At 59.4% G+C, this 18,623-nt stretch carries 14 protein-coding genes and 3 pseudogenes; 7 read left to right on the top strand and 10 right to left on the bottom strand.

Annotation, left to right across the window (positions count from 1 at the left end; translation table 11 throughout):
- The first annotated feature begins 3 nt into the window (after positions 1-3).
- The gene (locus VSR82_RS13900) at positions 4-3,147 is read left to right on the top strand and encodes an ATP-binding protein (RefSeq protein ID WP_498857755.1); all 3,144 of its coding nucleotides are present in this window, start codon (positions 4-6) and stop codon (positions 3,145-3,147) included.
- 41 nt (positions 3,148-3,188) lie between these two features.
- Here VSR82_RS13900 and VSR82_RS13895 read toward each other — a convergent pair whose 3' ends face one another.
- Entirely contained in the window at positions 3,189-5,522 is a 2,334-nt protein-coding gene (locus tag VSR82_RS13895; protein ID WP_498857754.1) for a hypothetical protein, read from the bottom strand.
- Between the two features lie 307 nt (positions 5,523-5,829).
- Here VSR82_RS13895 and VSR82_RS13890 point away from each other — a divergent pair, with 307 nt between their 5' ends.
- The 3 genes and pseudogenes from VSR82_RS13890 to VSR82_RS13880 all read left to right on the top strand — a co-directional run.
- Positions 5,830-6,849, top strand: coding sequence for a C1 family peptidase (locus VSR82_RS13890; protein WP_498857753.1), 1,020 nt, complete (start codon positions 5,830-5,832; stop codon positions 6,847-6,849).
- Positions 6,850-6,855: 6 nt separating this feature from the next.
- A complete protein-coding gene (locus VSR82_RS13885) occupies positions 6,856-7,119 on the top strand; it encodes a hypothetical protein (protein ID WP_498857752.1) in 264 nt (87 codons plus the stop codon).
- Between the two features lie 380 nt (positions 7,120-7,499).
- Positions 7,500-7,658, top strand: a pseudogene (locus VSR82_RS13880) (IS110 family transposase); the annotation flags it as partial.
- 237 nt (positions 7,659-7,895) lie between these two features.
- Here the strand turns inward: VSR82_RS13880 and VSR82_RS13875 are convergent.
- Positions 7,896-8,080 (bottom strand): annotated as a pseudogene (locus tag VSR82_RS13875) (helix-turn-helix domain-containing protein); the annotation flags it as partial.
- Positions 8,081-8,632: 552 nt separating this feature from the next.
- On the opposite strand from VSR82_RS13875, the gene VSR82_RS13870 reads away from it, so the two are divergent.
- Both VSR82_RS13870 and VSR82_RS13865 read left to right on the top strand, forming a co-directional pair.
- Positions 8,633-12,439, top strand: coding sequence for an ATP-binding protein (locus VSR82_RS13870; protein ID WP_498857751.1), 3,807 nt, complete (start codon positions 8,633-8,635; stop codon positions 12,437-12,439).
- A 77-nt stretch (positions 12,440-12,516) separates the two neighbouring features.
- Positions 12,517-12,702, top strand: a pseudogene (locus tag VSR82_RS13865) (transposase); the annotation flags it as partial.
- A 243-nt stretch (positions 12,703-12,945) separates the two neighbouring features.
- Here VSR82_RS13865 and VSR82_RS13860 read toward each other — a convergent pair.
- The 8 genes from VSR82_RS13860 to VSR82_RS13825 all read right to left on the bottom strand — a co-directional run bounded on the left by VSR82_RS13860 (position 12,946) and on the right by VSR82_RS13825 (position 17,634).
- Positions 12,946-13,281, bottom strand: a complete 336-nt coding sequence (locus VSR82_RS13860) for a hypothetical protein (RefSeq protein ID WP_498857750.1) — start codon at positions 13,279-13,281, stop codon at positions 12,946-12,948.
- Positions 13,282-13,318: 37 nt separating this feature from the next.
- Positions 13,319-13,747 carry a hypothetical protein gene (locus VSR82_RS13855; protein ID WP_498857749.1) on the bottom strand — a complete coding sequence of 143 codons (429 nt, stop codon included), beginning with the start codon at positions 13,745-13,747 and terminating at the stop codon, positions 13,319-13,321.
- Positions 13,748-13,898: 151 nt separating this feature from the next.
- Entirely contained in the window at positions 13,899-14,588 is a 690-nt protein-coding gene (locus VSR82_RS13850) for an antitoxin Xre/MbcA/ParS toxin-binding domain-containing protein (RefSeq protein ID WP_498857748.1), read from the bottom strand.
- A 267-nt stretch (positions 14,589-14,855) separates the two neighbouring features.
- Positions 14,856-15,566: a DUF2283 domain-containing protein gene (locus VSR82_RS13845; RefSeq protein WP_498857747.1), complete on the bottom strand. Its 711-nt coding sequence runs from the start codon at positions 15,564-15,566 to the stop codon at positions 14,856-14,858.
- Between the two features lie 97 nt (positions 15,567-15,663).
- Positions 15,664-15,993, bottom strand: a complete 330-nt coding sequence (locus VSR82_RS13840) for a hypothetical protein (RefSeq protein WP_498857746.1) — start codon at positions 15,991-15,993, stop codon at positions 15,664-15,666.
- A 157-nt stretch (positions 15,994-16,150) separates the two neighbouring features.
- Positions 16,151-16,660 (bottom strand): GIY-YIG nuclease family protein, encoded by a 510-nt coding sequence (locus tag VSR82_RS13835; protein ID WP_498857745.1) that lies wholly within the window; start codon positions 16,658-16,660, stop codon positions 16,151-16,153.
- A 231-nt stretch (positions 16,661-16,891) separates the two neighbouring features.
- Positions 16,892-17,182, bottom strand: coding sequence for an antitoxin Xre/MbcA/ParS toxin-binding domain-containing protein (locus VSR82_RS13830; RefSeq protein ID WP_498857744.1), 291 nt, complete (start codon positions 17,180-17,182; stop codon positions 16,892-16,894).
- A 164-nt stretch (positions 17,183-17,346) separates the two neighbouring features.
- Positions 17,347-17,634, bottom strand: a complete 288-nt coding sequence (locus tag VSR82_RS13825) for a hypothetical protein (protein WP_498857743.1) — start codon at positions 17,632-17,634, stop codon at positions 17,347-17,349.
- A gap of 385 nt (positions 17,635-18,019) precedes the next feature.
- Between VSR82_RS13825 and VSR82_RS13820 the strand changes: the two genes are divergently transcribed.
- Positions 18,020-18,415 (top strand): helix-turn-helix domain-containing protein, encoded by a 396-nt coding sequence (locus VSR82_RS13820; RefSeq protein WP_498857742.1) that lies wholly within the window; start codon positions 18,020-18,022, stop codon positions 18,413-18,415.
- Positions 18,416-18,623 lie beyond the last annotated feature (208 nt).

The raw sequence follows: 18,623 nt of genomic DNA, 5'->3' as shown, positions 1-18,623 counted from the left end.
GCAATGATCCCCGAATCCTCCGGCAAACGTAGGCGCGCCCTCCTTACAGCCGACGAGTTCGCGTCCCTGATTTCCGATGTGAAGGCCAGTTCGGAGGCCGAGTCATCGAAAGAGTCGCCGTCGCCCTCGTACAGTCGCATCGCGAATTTTGTTTCGCTCATTGGCGGCTTCGACCCCTCGCGGCTCTTTCCCGAAGCGACCGAAAGCGACTTGCGCCAGTTGCTCCGCGATTGCACCGTCGCCACCGAAGGGCGGGCAAGCCGGTGGCTGCTCAAGGCCGGCGCGCGGCGACGCTGGCTGCTCCCGCGCCTGAAGCACCTCACGTTGCTCCTTTCGGAGATCGACGTGGTGCGCAAACGGCTCGCAGAGTCCGGCGCGCCAGCGGACCGGCTGATGAGCACGTTCCGCAACGTGATTACTGGAAAATTGCTCGATCCGAGCGCATTGTCCCGCGACGCGCTCGCCGACTATCGAACCGTCCTCGGCTGGCTGCCCGAGGGGGTGAGCGGCTTGCCGGTCGATGCCGCCGAGGCGCTGAGGCGCATTGAAATCGAAGAGATTCTGGAGCCGTTTCGCTTCCTGACGGGCTACGACCCGGCTACCGGTGAAGACCTGTTCGTTGGCCGCGAGGCGGAGTTGCGCAGACTGCGCGCGTTCGTCGATGTGCTCGAGTCGCGCAGCCTGGGCGAACGCTTTACCCGCGGCGCGGGCCGCCTGTTCCGTAGCAGTTCGCGCACGCTGATCGTGTCCGGCATTGGAGGGATTGGTAAATCCACATTGATTGCAAAATTCGTACTGCAGCACAGGGGTGCGAATGATGCGAATTTCCCTTTCACCTACCTCGACCTTGACCGTTCGACGCTCACCGCAGCGCAACCCGCGACGCTCCTGCTCGAGATCGCGCGCCAACTGGGTTGGCAGTATCCCGAGCTGCAGGTGCCACTCCAGCAGTTGCGTGAGCGCATCCGTCAATCCATGGCCGAGCAACGCGACGTACAGCGTTCCGGGTACTGGCGCGATCAGGACATCCCGCTGCTCGGAGACCGTGCGCTTCGCCGATACATGAGCGAACTTGTCTCCAGTTTGCGGGAAGTCGGCATCGACACACCGGTGCTGCTCGTCATCGACACCTTTGAGGAAGCGCAGGCCTTGGGGCAAGAGGCGGTTGCGCAGATGGAGAACTTCGAGCATGTTGCGCGCGAAGCCTTCGACAATCTGCGCGTGGTGATCGTTGGGCGCGACTCGGCTGAAGGCTCTTTCGACGGCGCGCAACGTCTCACGCTCGAAGAGTTTGCGGACCAGGAAAGCCGCCGCGCATTTCTGGTCCGACGGGGCGTGGAGCGCGAGGACGCACGGGTGATCGCGCGCGAGGTGACCGGGCGCCCGCTCGCGCTGATGCTCGCCGCGCGCCTCGCGCGCGAGTTCGGCGTCCAGGCAACGAAGATTTCATTCACCGATTCCTTCCGCGCGAAGTTCCAGCAACGGCTCATCGAAGGGATACTGTATGAGCGGATACTCGAACATATTGGCGACACGACCGTGCGGCTGCTCGTGCATCCAGGGCTCGTGCTGCGTTGCATCGACAATGACGTGATTCGCAAGGTGATCGTGCCGGTGCGCGGGCTGCCACCTCTCGACGACGAGCAGCTCGGCCGCGCGCTCAACGCGCTGCGCAACCAGAAGGATCTGATCCACATTGATGAAACCGGCGCGATTTGGCACCGCTCGGACGTGCGTGCGCAAATGCTCGAGTTGATGACTGCAGAGAAGCCTGAGGAGGTTCGCGCGCTGCATGCAGCCGCCGTCGAGTATTACGTGGATCGTCAGGCGCAGGGGCTTGGCGAAACGCTCAGGCGCGATCGTATCGAGGAGTTGTATCACCGCCTGGCGGGAGGTTACGGACTGGACGCGGTGGCCGAACGTTGGAGTCAATGGGCGCGCAACGAACTGGCGTCGTGTGTGGGCGAACTGCAAGATGCAGCAGGGCGCGCGACGCTGAAGGCGATGCTGGGCAGCGTGCTGATGCCGGACGAGTATGCAATCCTCCCGCAAGCGGTGCAGGTGCTATACGTTCAGCACTCGATCGAACAGGCGCTTTCACGCGGTGATTCAGAGCGCGCGCTCACGCTCTTCACCAACAATGAACGGCTGCTGCCAGAGCCGTTCCGGCTCGAAGTCGCGCCGCGCGTGTTCGATCGGGCGGGCTTCGTCAAAGAAGCCTATGAGCGGTATGCTGAAAGCCGGCCCGCCAGCGAGATTTCAACGACTGAAACGCGTACGCTTCTGGAGTTTGCCGACTTCTACGAGCGCTGGCCGGAGGTCAACGGTACACTCGCGGAGGCGGTGCTGGCGGAAGTCATGCAGAGGGTCAACGCGGCGGCGGCGGAGAAGTTGCCGCTGCCCACGCTCGCTCCACTGGCCGTCGCCGCCGCGCGGCTCGAGCGGGCGGTCAGCTATTACAATTCCGGCGCACGCTCCTACGTGATGACGCCCGAACGGTTCGCCGCACAAATTGGGTCGATCCCCGAGCTTTCCCTGAACGACCGCTTCTGGCTGGTCGCGCTGACGCCGAACGGCGACTTCGGAGGGCTCGGGCTGGTCGCCGGCGTGCAGGTGACGGACTCGATCCGCTCTCAACTCGACATGTTGATCGAGCTGGCGCATACGACGCCATACCCTGGCTTCGATCGGCAGGAGGTCGTCTCGCTCGCGCAGGAAATCCAATCGGCTTCGGTTGTCGGAACGGAGTATCTGAGCAGGCGCTTGGGCAAGGGCGTACCGACATGGGTATTGTTCGCCCGCCATATTGCGCGGCCGGCCACACCTCAGTGGTATGTGCCGCTTGCACATCTGCTGCTTATGGAATTTGATGGGGCACTGCCTTTAGAGCGATTGGCGATGCCTTTCAAGTTAACGACTCCATTCGCTCAACTGCCCGCTACCTTCGACTCGGCACGTTCGCTCGCGCAGGCGTTCGCCGGTTTCGACCGGCTAGGTATGCTGCACCTTGCGCTCAAAGGCCTTGGCAAATGGGACGAAAACTTGCGGGAAGGGCCGTTTCATGAGTATCTGGGCCACTACGAGCAGTGGCGGCAATGCATGCTTGAACTCGTCGACGAGATTACCGACCCGATGTTCAATCACTAGCGAAGGCGTTTTCCGACTTCGGAGAGGGGAGTTGCATGCCGTCAAAGCGCTTTGCTTAGTATTGGCTTTGACAAATCGCGCACGCGAGCGAGGCCAAACTGCCCGAAAAATCCCCACACGAAGGCCGAGAAGAAGTCCGCAGGTGTTCCGTACCATGCCGGCGCAAAGATCTGGAAGCCTGCGAATGTCGTGAGACATGCGGTGACCACGGTTGTGCATGCGCGCCAACCCCATGATTCCCTGTCGAGATCTTCATAGACTTTCGTCCGCGACACGGATCCTGCGTAGATTTGCGCGCTCCCGCTAGCGTTCATGGCGGGAGCATCCACCTTGATAGTTAGGAATCCCGCCTGCATTGCCGTAATCGTTGTGCCTTGCCAGCTGGAATTCGCCAGTGCGCCCGCCTCGGGTGGATGGCATTGCCACGACACATCGCCAACGAAGGGTTCATTGATGCCGGAGAGCGTGATTTGGGCTTCATGTTCAACCTGGAGTTGAGGCGGGACGACGACCCGCAACCCAACCCTTGGCGTGGCGGCCGATGCCAGTGCCGTAGCGGCGCGCACGTATGACGGAGCGACCGGTGCCGATACGGCTAATGGCCCAGCGGCCGGCGGCGGTGCGGGCGTCACCACAAGCTGTGCCGCACCGGGGAAATCGCCTTGATTCAACGCAGTAGCGACCGCCGCACTGGATTGGCTTGCTCCTCGCACGAGGGCTTCCGTACGCGTGCGAACCCCGGCGAATATGGCCATTGCGGCCAACAGGGTGGGGGTTCCGGCGAGAGGCTGCAATACCGATAGGGCCTGTTCGTTGATCGCGTGAGCCAGGTCCGCACGGTCGCCTTGTGCCAGGATGGTCGCAGTCGCCCGAAATGCCGTACTCATGGATTGCGGCACGGTGAACGTGATAGCCACGCGAAGATCGCGTGCAATGCCATCCGCCTGGCTGACGAGCGCCGCTGGATCCGGCACGATAATGGCCGTCTGGATCTTCTGGTCAATCGCGTTGCAAGTGCTTTGCAATGCGTCGGCGGGCGCCTTCCAGACACCAAGCTCTTCTATGGCCCGGTGTGCATCGGTAAGCCAGGGCTGGATCGCCTGCAAGACCGTTTGCTGGAACGTTTGCCCGTATGACTGGAGTTGGTTGAGCGCGTCTTCGACCTGCCCGCTCTGATTCAGTTGCTCGACGCGATTCAGGGTGTCGTTCAGCGGCCTTAGTTGGTCGGCAATATCCGCATCTGGCGGTAAGCCATTAGGTTGAAGTTTGGCCCGGAGATTCGCCAGCAGCGTGTCAAAAGCGTTTGCCGTTGCGAGCGCTTGTGCCTCAATACTGCCGGCGCTCGCTTGTGCGGCGTTCAGCGCCGCGTTCACGTCATCGAGCGTTTTTGCATCGTGGACGGCGTTACTGAGGGTCGATGCGACGCCAATGAGCCGCTGCTGCACGACGGGGTCTTTTTGCTCGCTTGCTCGCTGGGCATACGTGTCGCCGGTGCGAAGCGCGGCGAGCTTTGCCGCGTCCAGAGTCGTCTTGTTCTGCATGTAGACGTTGACCAGGACGCCGAGCCCGATGCCGAGCAGGATTGTTAGCAGAAGATATTCCGGGAAGACCTTCACCCACACACTCAAATTGACATTTTGGCCTTGCTTGAGAAAAGGACTGTTGAGACTGGTATGCGTGGTATAGGGACCGGGCGACAAGCCGGCGGGCGGCTGAAAATGTAACTGTTCAATCTCGCCTGGGGCGATATCCACCGAGGAGACCGCAGGGCGAAGTTGAAACGGGGTCTGCTTTCCCGAGCTGTCGACAAATTGCCCCACTGAGGCGGACAACTGGTTCAGGGGCGTTGAGCCGGTCGACTCGCGAACATAGAGCGTCATCCCGCTGGTGTCGTTGCTCAAGCCGAGAAGGCTCAAGTCGAACGGATGCTGCCTGATGACTAATGTTGCAGTGGCAGGCGCGTCGAGCACGGGATCCGGCCGGCGTATGACGACGATGTCGACCATAGAGGAAGTGCCCTGTGCGGTCACCTCGAGCTTGACGCGGAACGTCCCCGATCCTGGACAGCGTTGCTGAATCGTGGCAGTGCTCTGGTATTCCGAAATCGCCGCATCGGATAAAACGGGCTTGTCCCAGTTGAACGTCCATCCACTCGCGTTATTGTTTGAATCCATTACTTCAACTGTTCGGACAGCGTCGATAGTTGCTTTCGAGTCCGAAAGGAGCCGCAGGACTAGCTTGTCGTTTGCGCAATCATTGACAACGAATTGGGATGTTCCAGATATTCTGACGTTCGACCACGCAATTGAAGAAGCAAGCGCGCCGACAAGAAAAATAAGAATACCTAACGGAATCTTGTTGGCGGGTCTGTTCACTTGGCTTGTATGCGAGAAGTTGGATCCGAACAGGCAGGCAGGATGGCTGGATAACGGCGCGACATCACGGCCCTTGACTGGAATGTAGTTGACGCATCCATGCTGTCAAGCGGTCGTCCGTGACCTTTCGCGCAGATCAGGCAAAACGCTTAGTGGGATAGGTCACATAACGTGTTATCTATTTTGAAGCTTCGTTGCATTGTGATCTAGATTCCAGTCGGCCCGGCGAACACACAGTTTCGAATCCGCATGAAGCGTCTCGAAACGTGCTGTCGCATGACGATCACGATTCTTCATGGAGAGCGAAATGCCAGCAAGCAAGCGAATCGAGGAAATACCGGAACTCGCCGGGCACGCCAGGAAGCTGACGTCATTGGGGTACACGCAACTCGATCAGCTCGAAGGACTGCTGCGCGCATCACCGGACGCTTTGGCGAAATATCTGGGAACGTCACCCCAAGACCTGACCCAACTCGTCAGCTCGGTGTCGCCGTCCGGCCCGTCTGCAATGCCGGCGGGCGTGACTCACGCCATGCCGCTAGGTGCGCGGCTCACGGGTATCATCCCGCCGATGACAGCGATGATGCGGCCGCCCGGACTGGCAGCCTCATTGCCTCCCTCGGTCAACATGATCGACCAGATGCAGCCGATCAGGGATCAAGGTCAGCGGGGTACGTGTGTCGCTCATGCTTGCACCGCAGTGGCCGAGCATTATTTCCGGATGCAAAGCGGGTTGACCATCGACTTGTCGCGCCAATTTCTCTACTGGGATTGCAAACAGAACGATAACGATCCCAACGGACCGGGCACCTGGATTTCCGTGGCCATGAAATGTCTGACGACGGATGGGTGCTGCCTCGAAACCACGTGGCCTTACGATCCGGCCATCATTCCCGGTAACGAATCGCAAAGCCCACCCGCGGACGGGGCCTCCACGGAGGCGGCGAACTACGTCGTTCCGAGCTTCCGGCAACTGCCGCCCACCTCGCTTCCTGACATCAAGGGGGAACTCGCGGCCGGGCGTTGCGTTGCGTTTTCGATTCCTGTGTACAACTCCTGGTATCTGAACAATCCCGCTGTTCAAAGCACCGGGGCTATCACCAACCCCATACCCGGCGAAACAACAACCGAGGGTCATGCGATGTGCTTCGTCGGCTATGAGGATGATGCGACCGATATCGCGAACGGCGGCGGGCACTTCATCATTCGCAACAGTTGGGATAGCTATTGGGCGACCAATTCCGTAGTAGGCGTGACGGGCTACGGCACGATACCCTACAGCTATATCAACGCCTATTGTGCCGAAGCCTATTCGCTCGGCGCGTGAACGACGATGAGCAGCTTTCTGGACGGACTGGCGTTATCGGATGAAGAGCGAGCCAAGCTGGAGGCGTTCGGCGCCGCGACGCCGTTCGCCTTGCTTGGCATACGCAAGTCGGCGCCCGAGGCTTTCGACGCCCACATGGGCCCGGAGCGGGCGAAGGAAATCGCTGCGCAGCTCGATCGTCTGCTGACGGACGACCAACGCGACCTCTTAGCTAAACCCGGCGGCAAACCGGGAGCCCTCGGCGCGCGACTACCAGGTAACCGCAACTAACCGTTAGAGCGTTGCGGTAGTAGGTTATACCCCGGCTAGAGCTGGCCATTGAGACGCCCACCGACTCTAAGATTTCGGACCAAGTCGTTGGATCAAGCGTGCGTCCCGCATCGGGCGGGTTTCCGAGTGGACCGGCCGTTCGAGTGACCACGAAGTGGCTCGTGTGAGCGGCCGAAAGTGGCCGACCGCTGCCCCACGCGGTCGGCTCTAGTCGACCCGCTACGGTCAGACGCCCCCCTCCAAAGCGGTCAGTCAGTCGAATCACGGTTTTGCGAACTGGAGTACCTTAAAGCAATGGGATGGACGCCCCCACCCGAAACGGCATCTGCCTGCCAAAGTGGAGTTGCATATCAACCACTTCACGGACGGGAGCGCCCATCATGAAGGCTACAACCATTGGTATCGATCTAGCAAAAAACGTGTTCCAGCTTCACGGTATCGACGGGCACGGCAAGGTAGTTCTGAAGAAGCAGATGAAGCGCGAACAGATGGCGACGTTCTTTGCGAATCTGGCGCCGGCGCTCGTTGGCATGGAGGCCGAGTGCGTCAAAGCGACGACGGGGAACCGACCAGCGAAACCCATCAGGGACAGCGGCGCAGCCGCAGCGAAAGTCCGAATGTACGGTTGCAATCTACCTTCCAGTCATCGCGTACTGAAAGCCTGGCAAAACCGGGGGCGTCCATGTACGGTCATTCGTATTTCGCTTCCCGAAAGCGGCCGGTCGTCAACGCGCACTCCCGACCCGAAGCGGCCGTTGGATCAGGCGCGGGTGAAGGACGCGTGAACCCCATGGGTCAACGACGCTTCTGACAACGCGTTTTGCGTACTTTGGTTCGCCCGTCGATGGTTCACGTAACCATCGACGGATAGTGTTTCTCGACAGCCCTGTACGTCGTGTATGTCCCTGAGCGGGACGCCATCGCGGAAATGCATCCGCCGAATCTTGGCCAACATGCTCACCGTAATCACTCCGGTTCTCCTGCTTGGCGTCCAAGCAGGAATTGAACATCCGGGTCAATCTTCGATGCAAATTTTCAGCTCGAGTGGGTCAGTTTTGCACGCTCATCAACACGCATGCTTCGCTTGCACCCAGTCGCCACGCATTTCTAACGGTGATCGTTCACCTTCGGGACAGAATGGGCCGCGTGGCGTCGACTCCGCCGAAGCTTCGCTCGGAACAGATCATTCTCTGGGCGCGGAATGCAACGCGTCGCTCATGACCGCCATGGCCGACGACTTGCCGGATTGAGTCCGCGCGCCTTAGTCGACGTCCCTACGTACCGTGCGAGTCGCTCGTCAGTCGGTATGGTTTTGCTACTTGCGTTGCCGGGCTACGTGATTGTGGTCCGGGCCGCAGCCTCGCGTATGCGCGCCATTACTTTCTCTTTGAGCCACGGCGCGCTTGAATGTTGATCGAAAAGGAGTGGTGGATCAGAATACGTCAGGGGATGTTGGGCGACGTTTACCCATCCTGCCGCATACTGGCTTGTGATCACACTGGAGTTCGGAGACGTGGACCTCAAGCGCTTGCTCGAATGGCTAACCACAGCCGAAGGACTCGGCACCAAGCTTGTCGCATTGATTGGCGTGCCCACGACCATCTGGGTAGGCGTCTCGAAAGAACTGCACGCAGTATTGCCGGAATGGACGGCCAACGTTGGAGCTGGCCTCGCCGTTCTTTTCTTTTTCGGCCTGTTATGGCGAGGCTTCCGGCGATTTTCGCGCGCGAGCCGACTAGAAAATCCTGACGCTTTTACCCTGCGTCCTACCGGGCCTGAGACGCTAGTCGGTCGCGAAAGGGATCTAGAAAACCTCCTTGCTATCGTCAAACGGAGGCGCCTCGTCCTGATCGCCGGCGAGTCCGGTTGCGGTAAATCTGCCTTACTCGCTGCCGGATTGGTGCCGAAACTCAAGGCAGCCGAAGGTCTGTTGCCCTGTGAAATCCGGGATTGGGGTGACGACTGGGTCCGGGGGCCGTTAGCGGCTGCGCTGGAGGCATTGTTCGACGCGCTTCCACAATCCAATCGGGATCGACTCGCCTGGAACGCTGCTCCCGACCTGGCGGCAGATGAACCGTCGCTGAGAACCGAACTGAACGCTCGCCTGCAAGCTGTCGTCGACATCCTCGGCCGCCGGCCTTTACTGATAGCGGATCAGTTCGACGACTACCAGACGAAACATCGACATCGATTTATAAGACGCAAGGGCAATTGGCTGTCTCCGAGGGTTCTCGCGCGGGCAAATTCGTTCTGGCGGTTGATCAGGGACGGTCTGCATGATGGACGATTGCATCTGGTGGTAGTCACGAGGGCTGATACTGCACTTGGACTTTCGTGCGTTCGATTTCCGGGCGAAGACAGCACAGACGGCTGGCCTCTGGATCGCGTTGCGCCTGACTATCTGCGCCCCCTATTGCGAAACATCGCACCCGAAAAGGCTGATCCGCCCGTCATCAGTAACCCGGAAGGCGGCTGGTTCGATCTACGCGACCGCCTAGAGCGGGATCTGAACGCTGAGGGTGCGGTTCTGATGCAGCAGGTCCGTATCGTACTGCTCGGCCTCAGACAGTTGCCGCTGCTGACACCAAGGCACTATCGCGCAGCAGGTGGGCTTCATGGCGTCGAGACGTTGTATGTGTTTCGGGCGTTGACCCATGCCAGCAATGCCGCAGGCGGCGGGCCGGAGGGTTTGCGCATCGCGCGCGCCTTGTTAAATGCCCTCATTCTACCGGCCGGCCCTGATCAGCCTCCAAAGGCGAACCGGGCGTCATTGGAAGACCTCGATAGGCTAGCCGGTGGGACAGGCCGCGCCCAATCCATCCTCGCGTCACTTGAGCGAGACGAGATAGTCCGTCCAGCGGAGGGCACTGGCGTCAGCGCTGCCTGGCAACTGGACCACGACTATCTGGCCGGCGCAGTCCTGAACGAGGCGCGACAGGCTGACCGGTGGTCCGTTGCTCTGCGCGACGGAAAGCGCCGCTATGACGATGCGGTGGGGGATTGGCGACGGCGGCTGGCGGCAATACTTCCTGTTAGCACGTTGGTCCGGATCTGCTGGGAACGTGCCCGCGGGCGCCTCAGGTTTGGCGACGCAGCGAGCTACGCACTGATAAGCGCGATAAGGCCGGCATTTGTCGTGGTGTGCCTGGCGCTGATTTGCGTGGCAACTGGCACTTGGTACCATGACCGGGTTCTCACGGCGCAGGCCGACCGGCTGATAAACCGATTCGGTGGCAGTGGTGAATATGAAGCCGTGATGCAGTTCTGGAGGGCACCCGAGCCAGTGAGACTGCGTGTCTATAGTCTCTTGCGAATGGACAACGATGCACGACTCGAAAACGCAACGAAAGGCAGTCGATGGCCCCTAGCTTACGCCGGCTTTGAACAGGCTCGGGTGTTGGAGGCGATCACAGCGCTGCGCGCGCGCCTAGAACATGAGCGAGATTCGGCAATCGTCGGTAACCTCACGGGCCAGTACGTGGAATTGGCGGCGCGGCTCACCGGCCCAACCGATGTGAGGAAGGCAGCCACCTTCTTACGCGAGCGAATGGAGAAGGAGACGGTCAGTAAGCCCATCGCCGACATTCTTCTTAGAGGATACGGATCGGTGGCAGCGAGGCAGGGCGCAGGAGACGTGAAGGATGCAGCTACTTTCCTGCGCGCGCGCCTAGAGCTTGAATTAAAAAGGGATCCCTATTTTTTTAACCGTCCGGTTTCGTGGCCGTTATTAGCGGCCTACTCGGAGGTAGCGGCACGGCTCGGAGCAGCGGACATAAAGGAAGCAGCCAACTTTCTTCAGGGGCAAAGCTCAACCGGGGGCTGGATCGACGCCAACGAACTCGCTACTGCGTACGGGAGGCTAGCAGAGAAATTGACTGAGCCAGCTGACTTGGAAGATGCAGCCAGATTTTTGCGCGTGCTGCTCTCAGGAAAAGATGCAAACACGCGCGACGTGCTCCAAGGGATATACGGAAAGGTCGCGGAGCGGCTGGGCGAAGCGGATCTGAAGGACGAGGTCAGCCACCTCCGCACACTAATCGAACAAGGCAAAGGTGGCGACATTTTAAATGCGTACTCGAAATTGGCTGCGCGGCTGAACTCAGCTGATCTGAAGGACGAAGTCACAGCTCTTCGTGCGCGAATCGCACACAAAGATGTAAACGAGACTACACCAGCCGGGGTTCCACCAGCCGGGGTTCCACCAGCCGGGGTTACACCAGCCGGGGTTACACCAGCCGGGGTTACACCAGCCGGGGTTACAGTAGGCTGGACTAAAGAAACGAGCGATGCTGTCACCGTACTGGACCTTGCGACCGTGTACGCAGATGATGTGGCGCGTCTGGACGCCGCCGAAGCAAAGGACGCAGCCGCAAACTTGCGCGGCGTATTCGATCTCATCGATTCCGCGCATATTGGTGGGATGGTCGTCAACGATTTCCCGAACGCGTACGCGAGAGTGGCCGCGCGGCTTACCGATACCCGTGACATGCTTGATGCAGCCTCGTTCCTGCGCATGCGACTGAAACAAGGAAAAGATAATGACGCCAGGAGCTACGCACAAGTGGCAGCGCGGCTCGCCAATCCCGCTGATTTGAAGGACGCAGCGACGTTCCTGCGCGCAAGGATCGGACAACAAACTGTTGATCGTTACCAGGCCGTCAACCAGGCCGTCAACAACGTAGCGGCGTACGCACAGGTGGCAGCGGAGTTGGACACAGTGAGCGTGAAGGAGGCGGCGACTTTCCTCCGTGCACTGACTGAAAAGGAAAGCACCGATCCGCCCGGAAACTATTTCGCGCGGTCGTACGCGACGGTCGCGTCTCGTCTGGATGCCGCGGACATGATGGACGCAGCCGGTTTCCTCCTCACTCGACTAGAGCAAGAGCAAGAGCCTGCACAAGCGCAAGAACTGGGGCAGGGGCTTGGCCAAGGGCAAACCAATAAAGAAGAAAGCCATTTCCAGAGCGTAGACAGGCTGGTAGAAGCATACGCGGTCGTGGCAGCCGCCATCGCCGGCAATTCCGCCGTTGCAAGGCATGAGGGCGACTCAATGCTGATCCGAGACGTGCTGACGTTGGCCGGACATCCTTTTGTAGAAAATCCGACCGATCTTCTCGAAGCGTTGCAACCTCTCTCGAGGTCGCACTTCCATGACGACATTATTGCAGCCCTTCGTTGGGCCGAGCAGGCCTATAAGATCAGACCGGAGCAGCTTCGACCTCCGACACTAGCCGCACCACGACTCAACGATAAGAATGGTGACCGCACGGACACATCGTCTGGCAGGATTCCGGATGAGGCAAAGAAAGTCTCGCGTTAGGGCAATGCTGATTAAGTCCGCCGCTTGTGCGCGTCAAGCATTATAGAGCGCACATGCGACGAGAAAGGAAAAAGACAATGAAACAGCAGACGCTGGCGATGGCAGCCGATCGCGGAGCGGGTTTCGAGACTCACCGCAAGCGCACGCGGCGCGACGAATTTCTCGACACGATGAATTCGACCGTGCCATGGACGCAGCTTTCCGCAGTGATCGAGCCGCACTATCCGAAGCGCGGCAATGGGCGGCCGCCAATTGGCCTGGACAATCCCACTTGGACGTTGCTGAGACAATTGCCCCTGACGTGGGAATGGTAATTGTCAATGCAAAGCGTGCTTGCACCCGAGCCGCAGAAATCATCCCGAGCAAATAATTCACAATAACGCCAGGAGCCGCAGCTAACGCCGCTCCGTCATCCGGCGGAACACAGACGGATTTGCCTGCGCAAGGTCAGGGCCACGAAAGAGTTCTTCAGGTAGGTTCATTTTGCGGTCGGGAGGAAACAGCACCTACTCGTCGATAGGCTCCGTGGGATCGTCATATCGTGTCACAGAGCCACGCAGCGAGCGGAGGCCGCCGCCCTTGTCCCTTTCGCAGGCGCTCTCCCAGCGTCCGGCCGGCACAATGGAGTGCAGCCCAAGTTGCACCGCGGTGGCAATCGGCAGTCGCAAGATCACGTCTGCGCCGCGCTTATCACCGGAGTGCGCTTCGCGCGTCCGCAGTTCCACGCCGATACCCTCGATCTCGAGGTAGACCACGCCCGATTCGAAGACCTCTTCATAGAGGTGCCAGTCCGGTTCGTCGCCTTCTCCATCATGGTGTGCAAGAGTTGCTTTCGTGCTCATGGGATCCTCCTGTTCTCAGCGCGGTCTCCGTGATCGTCTACCGAGCAGGTCTGGTCAGAAAGGAAACCCCCTGGTGTTCGGCGCAACGCGTCCTGATGATCCACTCGTCTCGATAAAGACGGCCTCGATTGCCACACAGCTCGCAAAGGCGCGCGCTTAGCATTTCGGCGAGTTCGATCATGCCGTCCTGTGCTGAGTCGTGGTCACTGGCGTAGAAGCGTAGAGTGCCGAATTTTTCCTTGACTTGAGTGGCGACAACTTGCGGGGCACCGTTCTTGGTAGCATTCTGTAGCGTCGCGCAGAGGGCGTCGATCAGGTCGAACCAGCCATCTCCGCACTCGAAGCCCCATGATGCAAATGCCGAAGGCATAGCAGGAAGATCTGGATCGCCCGGATCGGAAATTCGCTCCGAGGTAAAGATCAGCGGGTAGTTGGCGCGCAGCCTGGCGTCCAATTCTGGGCTCATCTGCTTTCTCCGTGGTTGGCGCATTGACGCACGCGGGCCGAGCCGAGTGTTCCGTCGATCACGTTCATCGCGGTGTCGAGCTTCCTGCACTCCAGGTTCGAGAAGACACGGTGCGGACCAGTTACGAAGCGGCCCCGACTGCGATGGCAACTCATGTCGGGATCCCATAGAAAATTCGCCCGAGGAGAGTTTCCACTAACGCGGCGCCGGCAGCATCAGTCGCTGCGGCCTCGTACGGCGTCTTGCCACCGAGTTCGGGATGCGGGTGGTGCATCCAGGCGTCGGCGTCGGCCGCGTCATCCCAAACCTGCGTTGCGAGGCGCAGCAGCCGCCACGCCCGAATCGGCTTGTCGCGCCAAGCTTTCATCTCGTCCACGGACACACCAGTGACCGACGATTTCACTGAACCTGTCAGTTCCTTAATTGACCGGGTTTTATCGAATTTCTGGCTCCCTTCAACGGGCAATCCATACTTTTCGATGAACTCGCTGGCGGTCTTGATGAATGTCCGAAGGGAATCGAAGTAGGCCTCATCGACGGCGGGTGTGGACGATGACATGGTTCCCGCCAACACCCCGCTGCCCAGATCTGACGGCCCGTCGCCCAGATCGTGGTCAGTGACGCGGATCCACTCGCCGAGAGTGGCTTTGACGCAGTGCTGACACAGGTCGATGCACAGGTCGGTACAGTCACCAAATACCGAATGGAACCCGCCGCGCCACGCGAGTGACACCCGTTCCTGCCATTCAACGTCGCCGTCCTCCGGGCTCATCCGGCGCCCGCACCGGTTGCAGGTGCAGGCAGCCACCTCCAGGACAACCTTCTCACGGTATTCGAGCATGCGCTTCTCCTCCGACTACCGCTAGGCGCCCATCAGACGCATGACAGTCATTCCGCTTCGTCGACACAGGCCGGCGAGTCACCCCGCGAGGCCTGGTATGCAATAGGTCCAATACATTCATCACGATCGACATGGTGAAAATTGCCTTTCCGATCTTTCCCGGCTTGCCACCAAAGCTTTCGCAGTTCTTCCGATTTTCGCCAGCCGTGCGTGGAGGCGTGAGCATCAGCCAACGCATGGTGTATCTGCCGACCAACGTGTGCCCGATCATGGCTCCTCCGACCCTGGGACTGGCTCCGTCGGATCGTCGTAGCGGCTGACGGAACCGCGCAGCCGACGGAGGGCGGTGAGGCGGCGACGGACGTTTCCGAGTTTGTCCGGGTTGCACGCGCTCTCCCACCGGTCTGGCGGCACGATCGACGGCAGCCCGAGCTGAGTCGCCGTCTGGAGTGGCAAGCGCAACACCAGGTTCACGCCACCGCCTTCACGCGAGCGCGGATCTCGTGTGAACAACTCAACGCCGATGTCCTCGAGCTCCAGGTACACCACGCCCGACTCGCCGGCCTCTTCGTACAGGTGCCAGGCCGGTTCATGGCTTTCGGCGGGGTGAAATGCGAGAGTTGCCTTTGTGCTCATGAGCTTCTTCCCGGGTTGCGCGCCGGAGGCTTCAGCAGAACAGTCCGGTATCGCATTTTCGTTGTCCGTGCCGACGCTATCAGCCCATGCACGGGCCTCTGACATCGGCACCAGCCGTCCTGCCGTCACGTCGTCCAGACCTTCCTGAATCATGCGGCGCTTCACGTCTTCGGTGGGCCAGTAGCCATTGGCCTTCGCCTCGAGGATAGTGATTTCCGCGAGGGCCGTCTCAGAAAATCCCAGGTTGACGTTCCAACCCTGAGAGACATCCCGGACAATTGGCGCGTTCGAAAACCTGATGTGCAGGATGTCTTCGCCTGCGTCGTATTCGATTCTCCTCATGTGTCCACCCCAGCTTCAAGCGGATGCCTCACGGCGAGCGCTCGCGCGTATGGCATCGTCAGCGCGGCGAGCTTGTCTTCGGCTTCCATCTCGCTTCCTATGGCTGTTGCTTGACGTCACTATCACTATCCAACGGCTCGCTGCCGCGCTCCAGGTTGGTTTTACCGTTCGACAAGATGACAACACGCACCTCGCGCTGACGGACATTGTGCCTTGAGCGCTCCCCAATATTGCGGTCATTGCCCGGGTAGAAGATCGAGTAGGCATTCCCCGATTCGCTGCTTTCCTCGAACGTCCAAAGCTCCTTCGGAACGGTGACCGTCGCGATTTCATCTGCTTCGTCGACCCATGACCAAGCCTCGAGAAATAGAACGACGCTCTCGGGGTCTACGGTAGATAGACGCTCTAGCAGGTCACGAACCTTCATCGAAAACTCCTTTGCCAGTAGGAGCTCCCCGGGGCCGACCGTTCTAAACTTCGATTACCTGAGTTGCGCGTATGTTCTGCACCGCGCATCACAGGGGACTTCGCTGGGCGCAAGGTAGACTCGTTCGCGCGCTGCATGGCGATGGTCTCAAATTCCGCTAGCGGATTACAACTTCCTGCTCTATACATTCTTTGAACGTGTCATCTCCACAAATGATGTGATTGAGAACCCGTACAAGAGCATCGAAATGGGCGTCGTTGTGTGTCTCCGGATTGCTGATCCCGAGTTGCTTCAAATGTTGACGGATGCGCGGACCACCTACCGGGTCTGTCCATATAGCATCGATGCGGTCGAGACAGAACTCGTAGTTCTTGTAGTGAAGATTTCCGACCTTCATGATCCTTGCTAGCATTTGATCAAGGCCTAGTCCGCAGAAGAACTCTCGGTGCTGTGAGACGCGATGTACATAAAGTTCCTTATGCACATCACGCTCGTAGGCCTGGGCCGAGGGATGATAGAAGGTGCCAACAACATAGAACGGTGTTGGCACACCCGCGGGGCTGCTTAGCTCAAAAGCCCGTCTGGCAGGGTTGTTACTGCATCCGATCTTGTAGATGCCCGGCATGGACTCGTTAGCCATAACGTAGACGTGGTCGATTATGATCATGGCTTTCAGCACACTCCTGACGTCAAGCGAGCATCACTGCATTACGACGGCTACCATGAGGCTAAGGGCCGCAACTGCTTGGGCACCCGGCGCGCTCCAACCGGGCCACCGACACGGAACGGTCGCCTGCTTGGCGCGACTCGGCAAAGCGGAAGACTTGTGTCCATCATGGCGAATGGCTCCCTCATGTCCGTCGGGCAAGTGACCTTTTGGGGCTCGATTGGCACCCGCTCATGCACATAGCCCATAGCGTAGGTGATGCAGGACATGCATAACCTGCTCCCGCTCGCCCTGCGCGAACAAGTCCAGCGCACTGCTCCCACCGAACCCGATGGTCCGGCTGATGAGCCAGCCAGCCGCTGCGTCGTCCGACTCGAACGTCGCGACGAGTTCCTCTACCACGATAGGGTCGATCGTGCGCAACGCTTCCATCGCCCGGCGGCCGGTATCCGTCAAGGCCGCGTAGAGTCTGGACGCCTCGGCGGCCAACGCGTCGATCTGCTTGAGGTCAACTTGGGTCATGTGCGCCCACCTCTGTCGCCTAGTTTCGGAATATCGGCTTCTCGCAGCGCCTCAGTTTTGTTCGTGCTTGGGACAACGCGTCATGATCCAGCCTTATAGAACATGTCGATCTCGATTCCCGCACACTTCACAAAGGCGAGCGCTCATCGTTTCGGCTAGTTCGATCATGCCATTTGCTCCGCATTTTGTCCGTTCGTGTAAAAGCGAAGGCGGCCCAATTTCTCCTTCACCTGCCTCGCGATAGCTTGCGGTGCGCCGTTCTTCGTCGCGTCCTGCAAGTTCAAGCATGGGGCGCCGATAAGGTCACACCAACCATCGCCGCACTCGAAACCCCAGTGCGCGAATGCCGACTGTACAGCGGGTATATCGAGATCGTCGGGATCGACAATCGGCTCGACCGCAAAGGTTAGCGGGTAGTCGGCACGCAGCGTGGCATCCAGTTCGGGACTCAATTGACGGCTCCTATGTTGGCCTTCAACTTCGCGCGTCAGCAGCGCCGGTCGCCTTGGGTGCCAGTCAACGCGCTGCGGATGTGTTCAGGCGTTGTACGCAAAAGCGCTGCTTGTACTGCTTGACCTTGTTAGATGTAGCGAACGCTGGAGCGCCGACGCTACGGTTCGAGGATTCGACGCTCAAGAGAAAGTTGACGTCTCTTCACGCGGGCACTCGTAAGCTGAACGCGACGAACTGCGGTTTGACATCGAGCTTGCCGAGCTCACAAGCAGCAAATCGATTCAACGGTCGTACAACTCGATACCCTGTTGAGTGTAGAGGAAAGGTTTTGAATAGTAAACTATGTAGAATTATTTGCTGTAGATATTTACTCTTCACTGCCTGATGCTCCTGCCTTATATGGCAGAGAACATCAACGAGCGTCGCGACGAACTTCGTGCGCGTATCTCAACGAACATAAAGGTCTTTCGCGGCAAGCTAGGCATGTCCCAGGAAGCTCTGGCGGATCGTGCTGGCCTACATCGGACTCATATAAGCCAGCTTGAGCGCGGGACTTTGAACTTGGGATTGGATACGCTCATCCTTGTGGCCGCGGCCCTAGGCGTAGAAGAAGTGGAACTGCTTGCGGTACCCACCGAAATGCCAGAACCCGTACAGAGAGGGCCGCGAAAGCGGAGTCCAGCGGAGGTAAGTCGCGTGACGCAGACGCAGGCCGAAGTCGCTGAGAAAGGGCGGACCAGAAAGGGGACGACAAAGACCGACGCCGCAATTAAGCGATAGGGCGCGGTAGACCATGATGCAGAGGCAGACCTTCATCTCGACTACGACCCGACGGGCCTCGACCTCCGTCAGCTTCCGAAGTGTCCGCTGTTAATAGCGCTTGCGACGTCATCGTTGGCCGCGGGTCCATTGGGATTTCAACCACTTCGAACCCACGGACGGTGGAATAAGGCTTTCCCAAATTTGTGTAGTGTCGATCCGCAGTGCC

The sequence above is a fragment of the Burkholderia sp. JPY481 genome (assembly GCF_038900515.1).
Classification (GTDB): domain Bacteria; phylum Pseudomonadota; class Gammaproteobacteria; order Burkholderiales; family Burkholderiaceae; genus Paraburkholderia; species Paraburkholderia youngii.
Note: the sequence above shows the minus strand (reverse complement) of the source record. Positions and strands in the feature narration are given on the sequence as shown.

What these genes read in the sequence shown, in the direction of transcription:
- VSR82_RS13900 (WP_498857755.1), top strand. Translation starts at nt 4, where the DNA reads ATGATCCCCGAATCCTCCGGCAAACGTAGGCGCGCCCTCCTTACAGCC.
- VSR82_RS13890 (WP_498857753.1), top strand. Translation starts at nt 5,830, where the DNA reads ATGCCAGCAAGCAAGCGAATCGAGGAAATACCGGAACTCGCCGGGCAC.
- VSR82_RS13885 (WP_498857752.1), top strand. Translation starts at nt 6,856, where the DNA reads ATGAGCAGCTTTCTGGACGGACTGGCGTTATCGGATGAAGAGCGAGCC.
- VSR82_RS13860 (WP_498857750.1), bottom strand. Translation starts at nt 13,281, where the DNA reads ATGAGCACGAAAGCAACTCTTGCACACCATGATGGAGAAGGCGACGAA.
- VSR82_RS13855 (WP_498857749.1), bottom strand. Translation starts at nt 13,747, where the DNA reads ATGAGCCCAGAATTGGACGCCAGGCTGCGCGCCAACTACCCGCTGATC.
- VSR82_RS13850 (WP_498857748.1), bottom strand. Translation starts at nt 14,588, where the DNA reads ATGCTCGAATACCGTGAGAAGGTTGTCCTGGAGGTGGCTGCCTGCACC.
- VSR82_RS13845 (WP_498857747.1), bottom strand. Translation starts at nt 15,566, where the DNA reads ATGAGGAGAATCGAATACGACGCAGGCGAAGACATCCTGCACATCAGG.
- VSR82_RS13840 (WP_498857746.1), bottom strand. Translation starts at nt 15,993, where the DNA reads ATGAAGGTTCGTGACCTGCTAGAGCGTCTATCTACCGTAGACCCCGAG.
- VSR82_RS13835 (WP_498857745.1), bottom strand. Translation starts at nt 16,660, where the DNA reads ATGATCATAATCGACCACGTCTACGTTATGGCTAACGAGTCCATGCCG.
- VSR82_RS13830 (WP_498857744.1), bottom strand. Translation starts at nt 17,182, where the DNA reads ATGACCCAAGTTGACCTCAAGCAGATCGACGCGTTGGCCGCCGAGGCG.
- VSR82_RS13820 (WP_498857742.1), top strand. Translation starts at nt 18,020, where the DNA reads ATGCTCCTGCCTTATATGGCAGAGAACATCAACGAGCGTCGCGACGAA.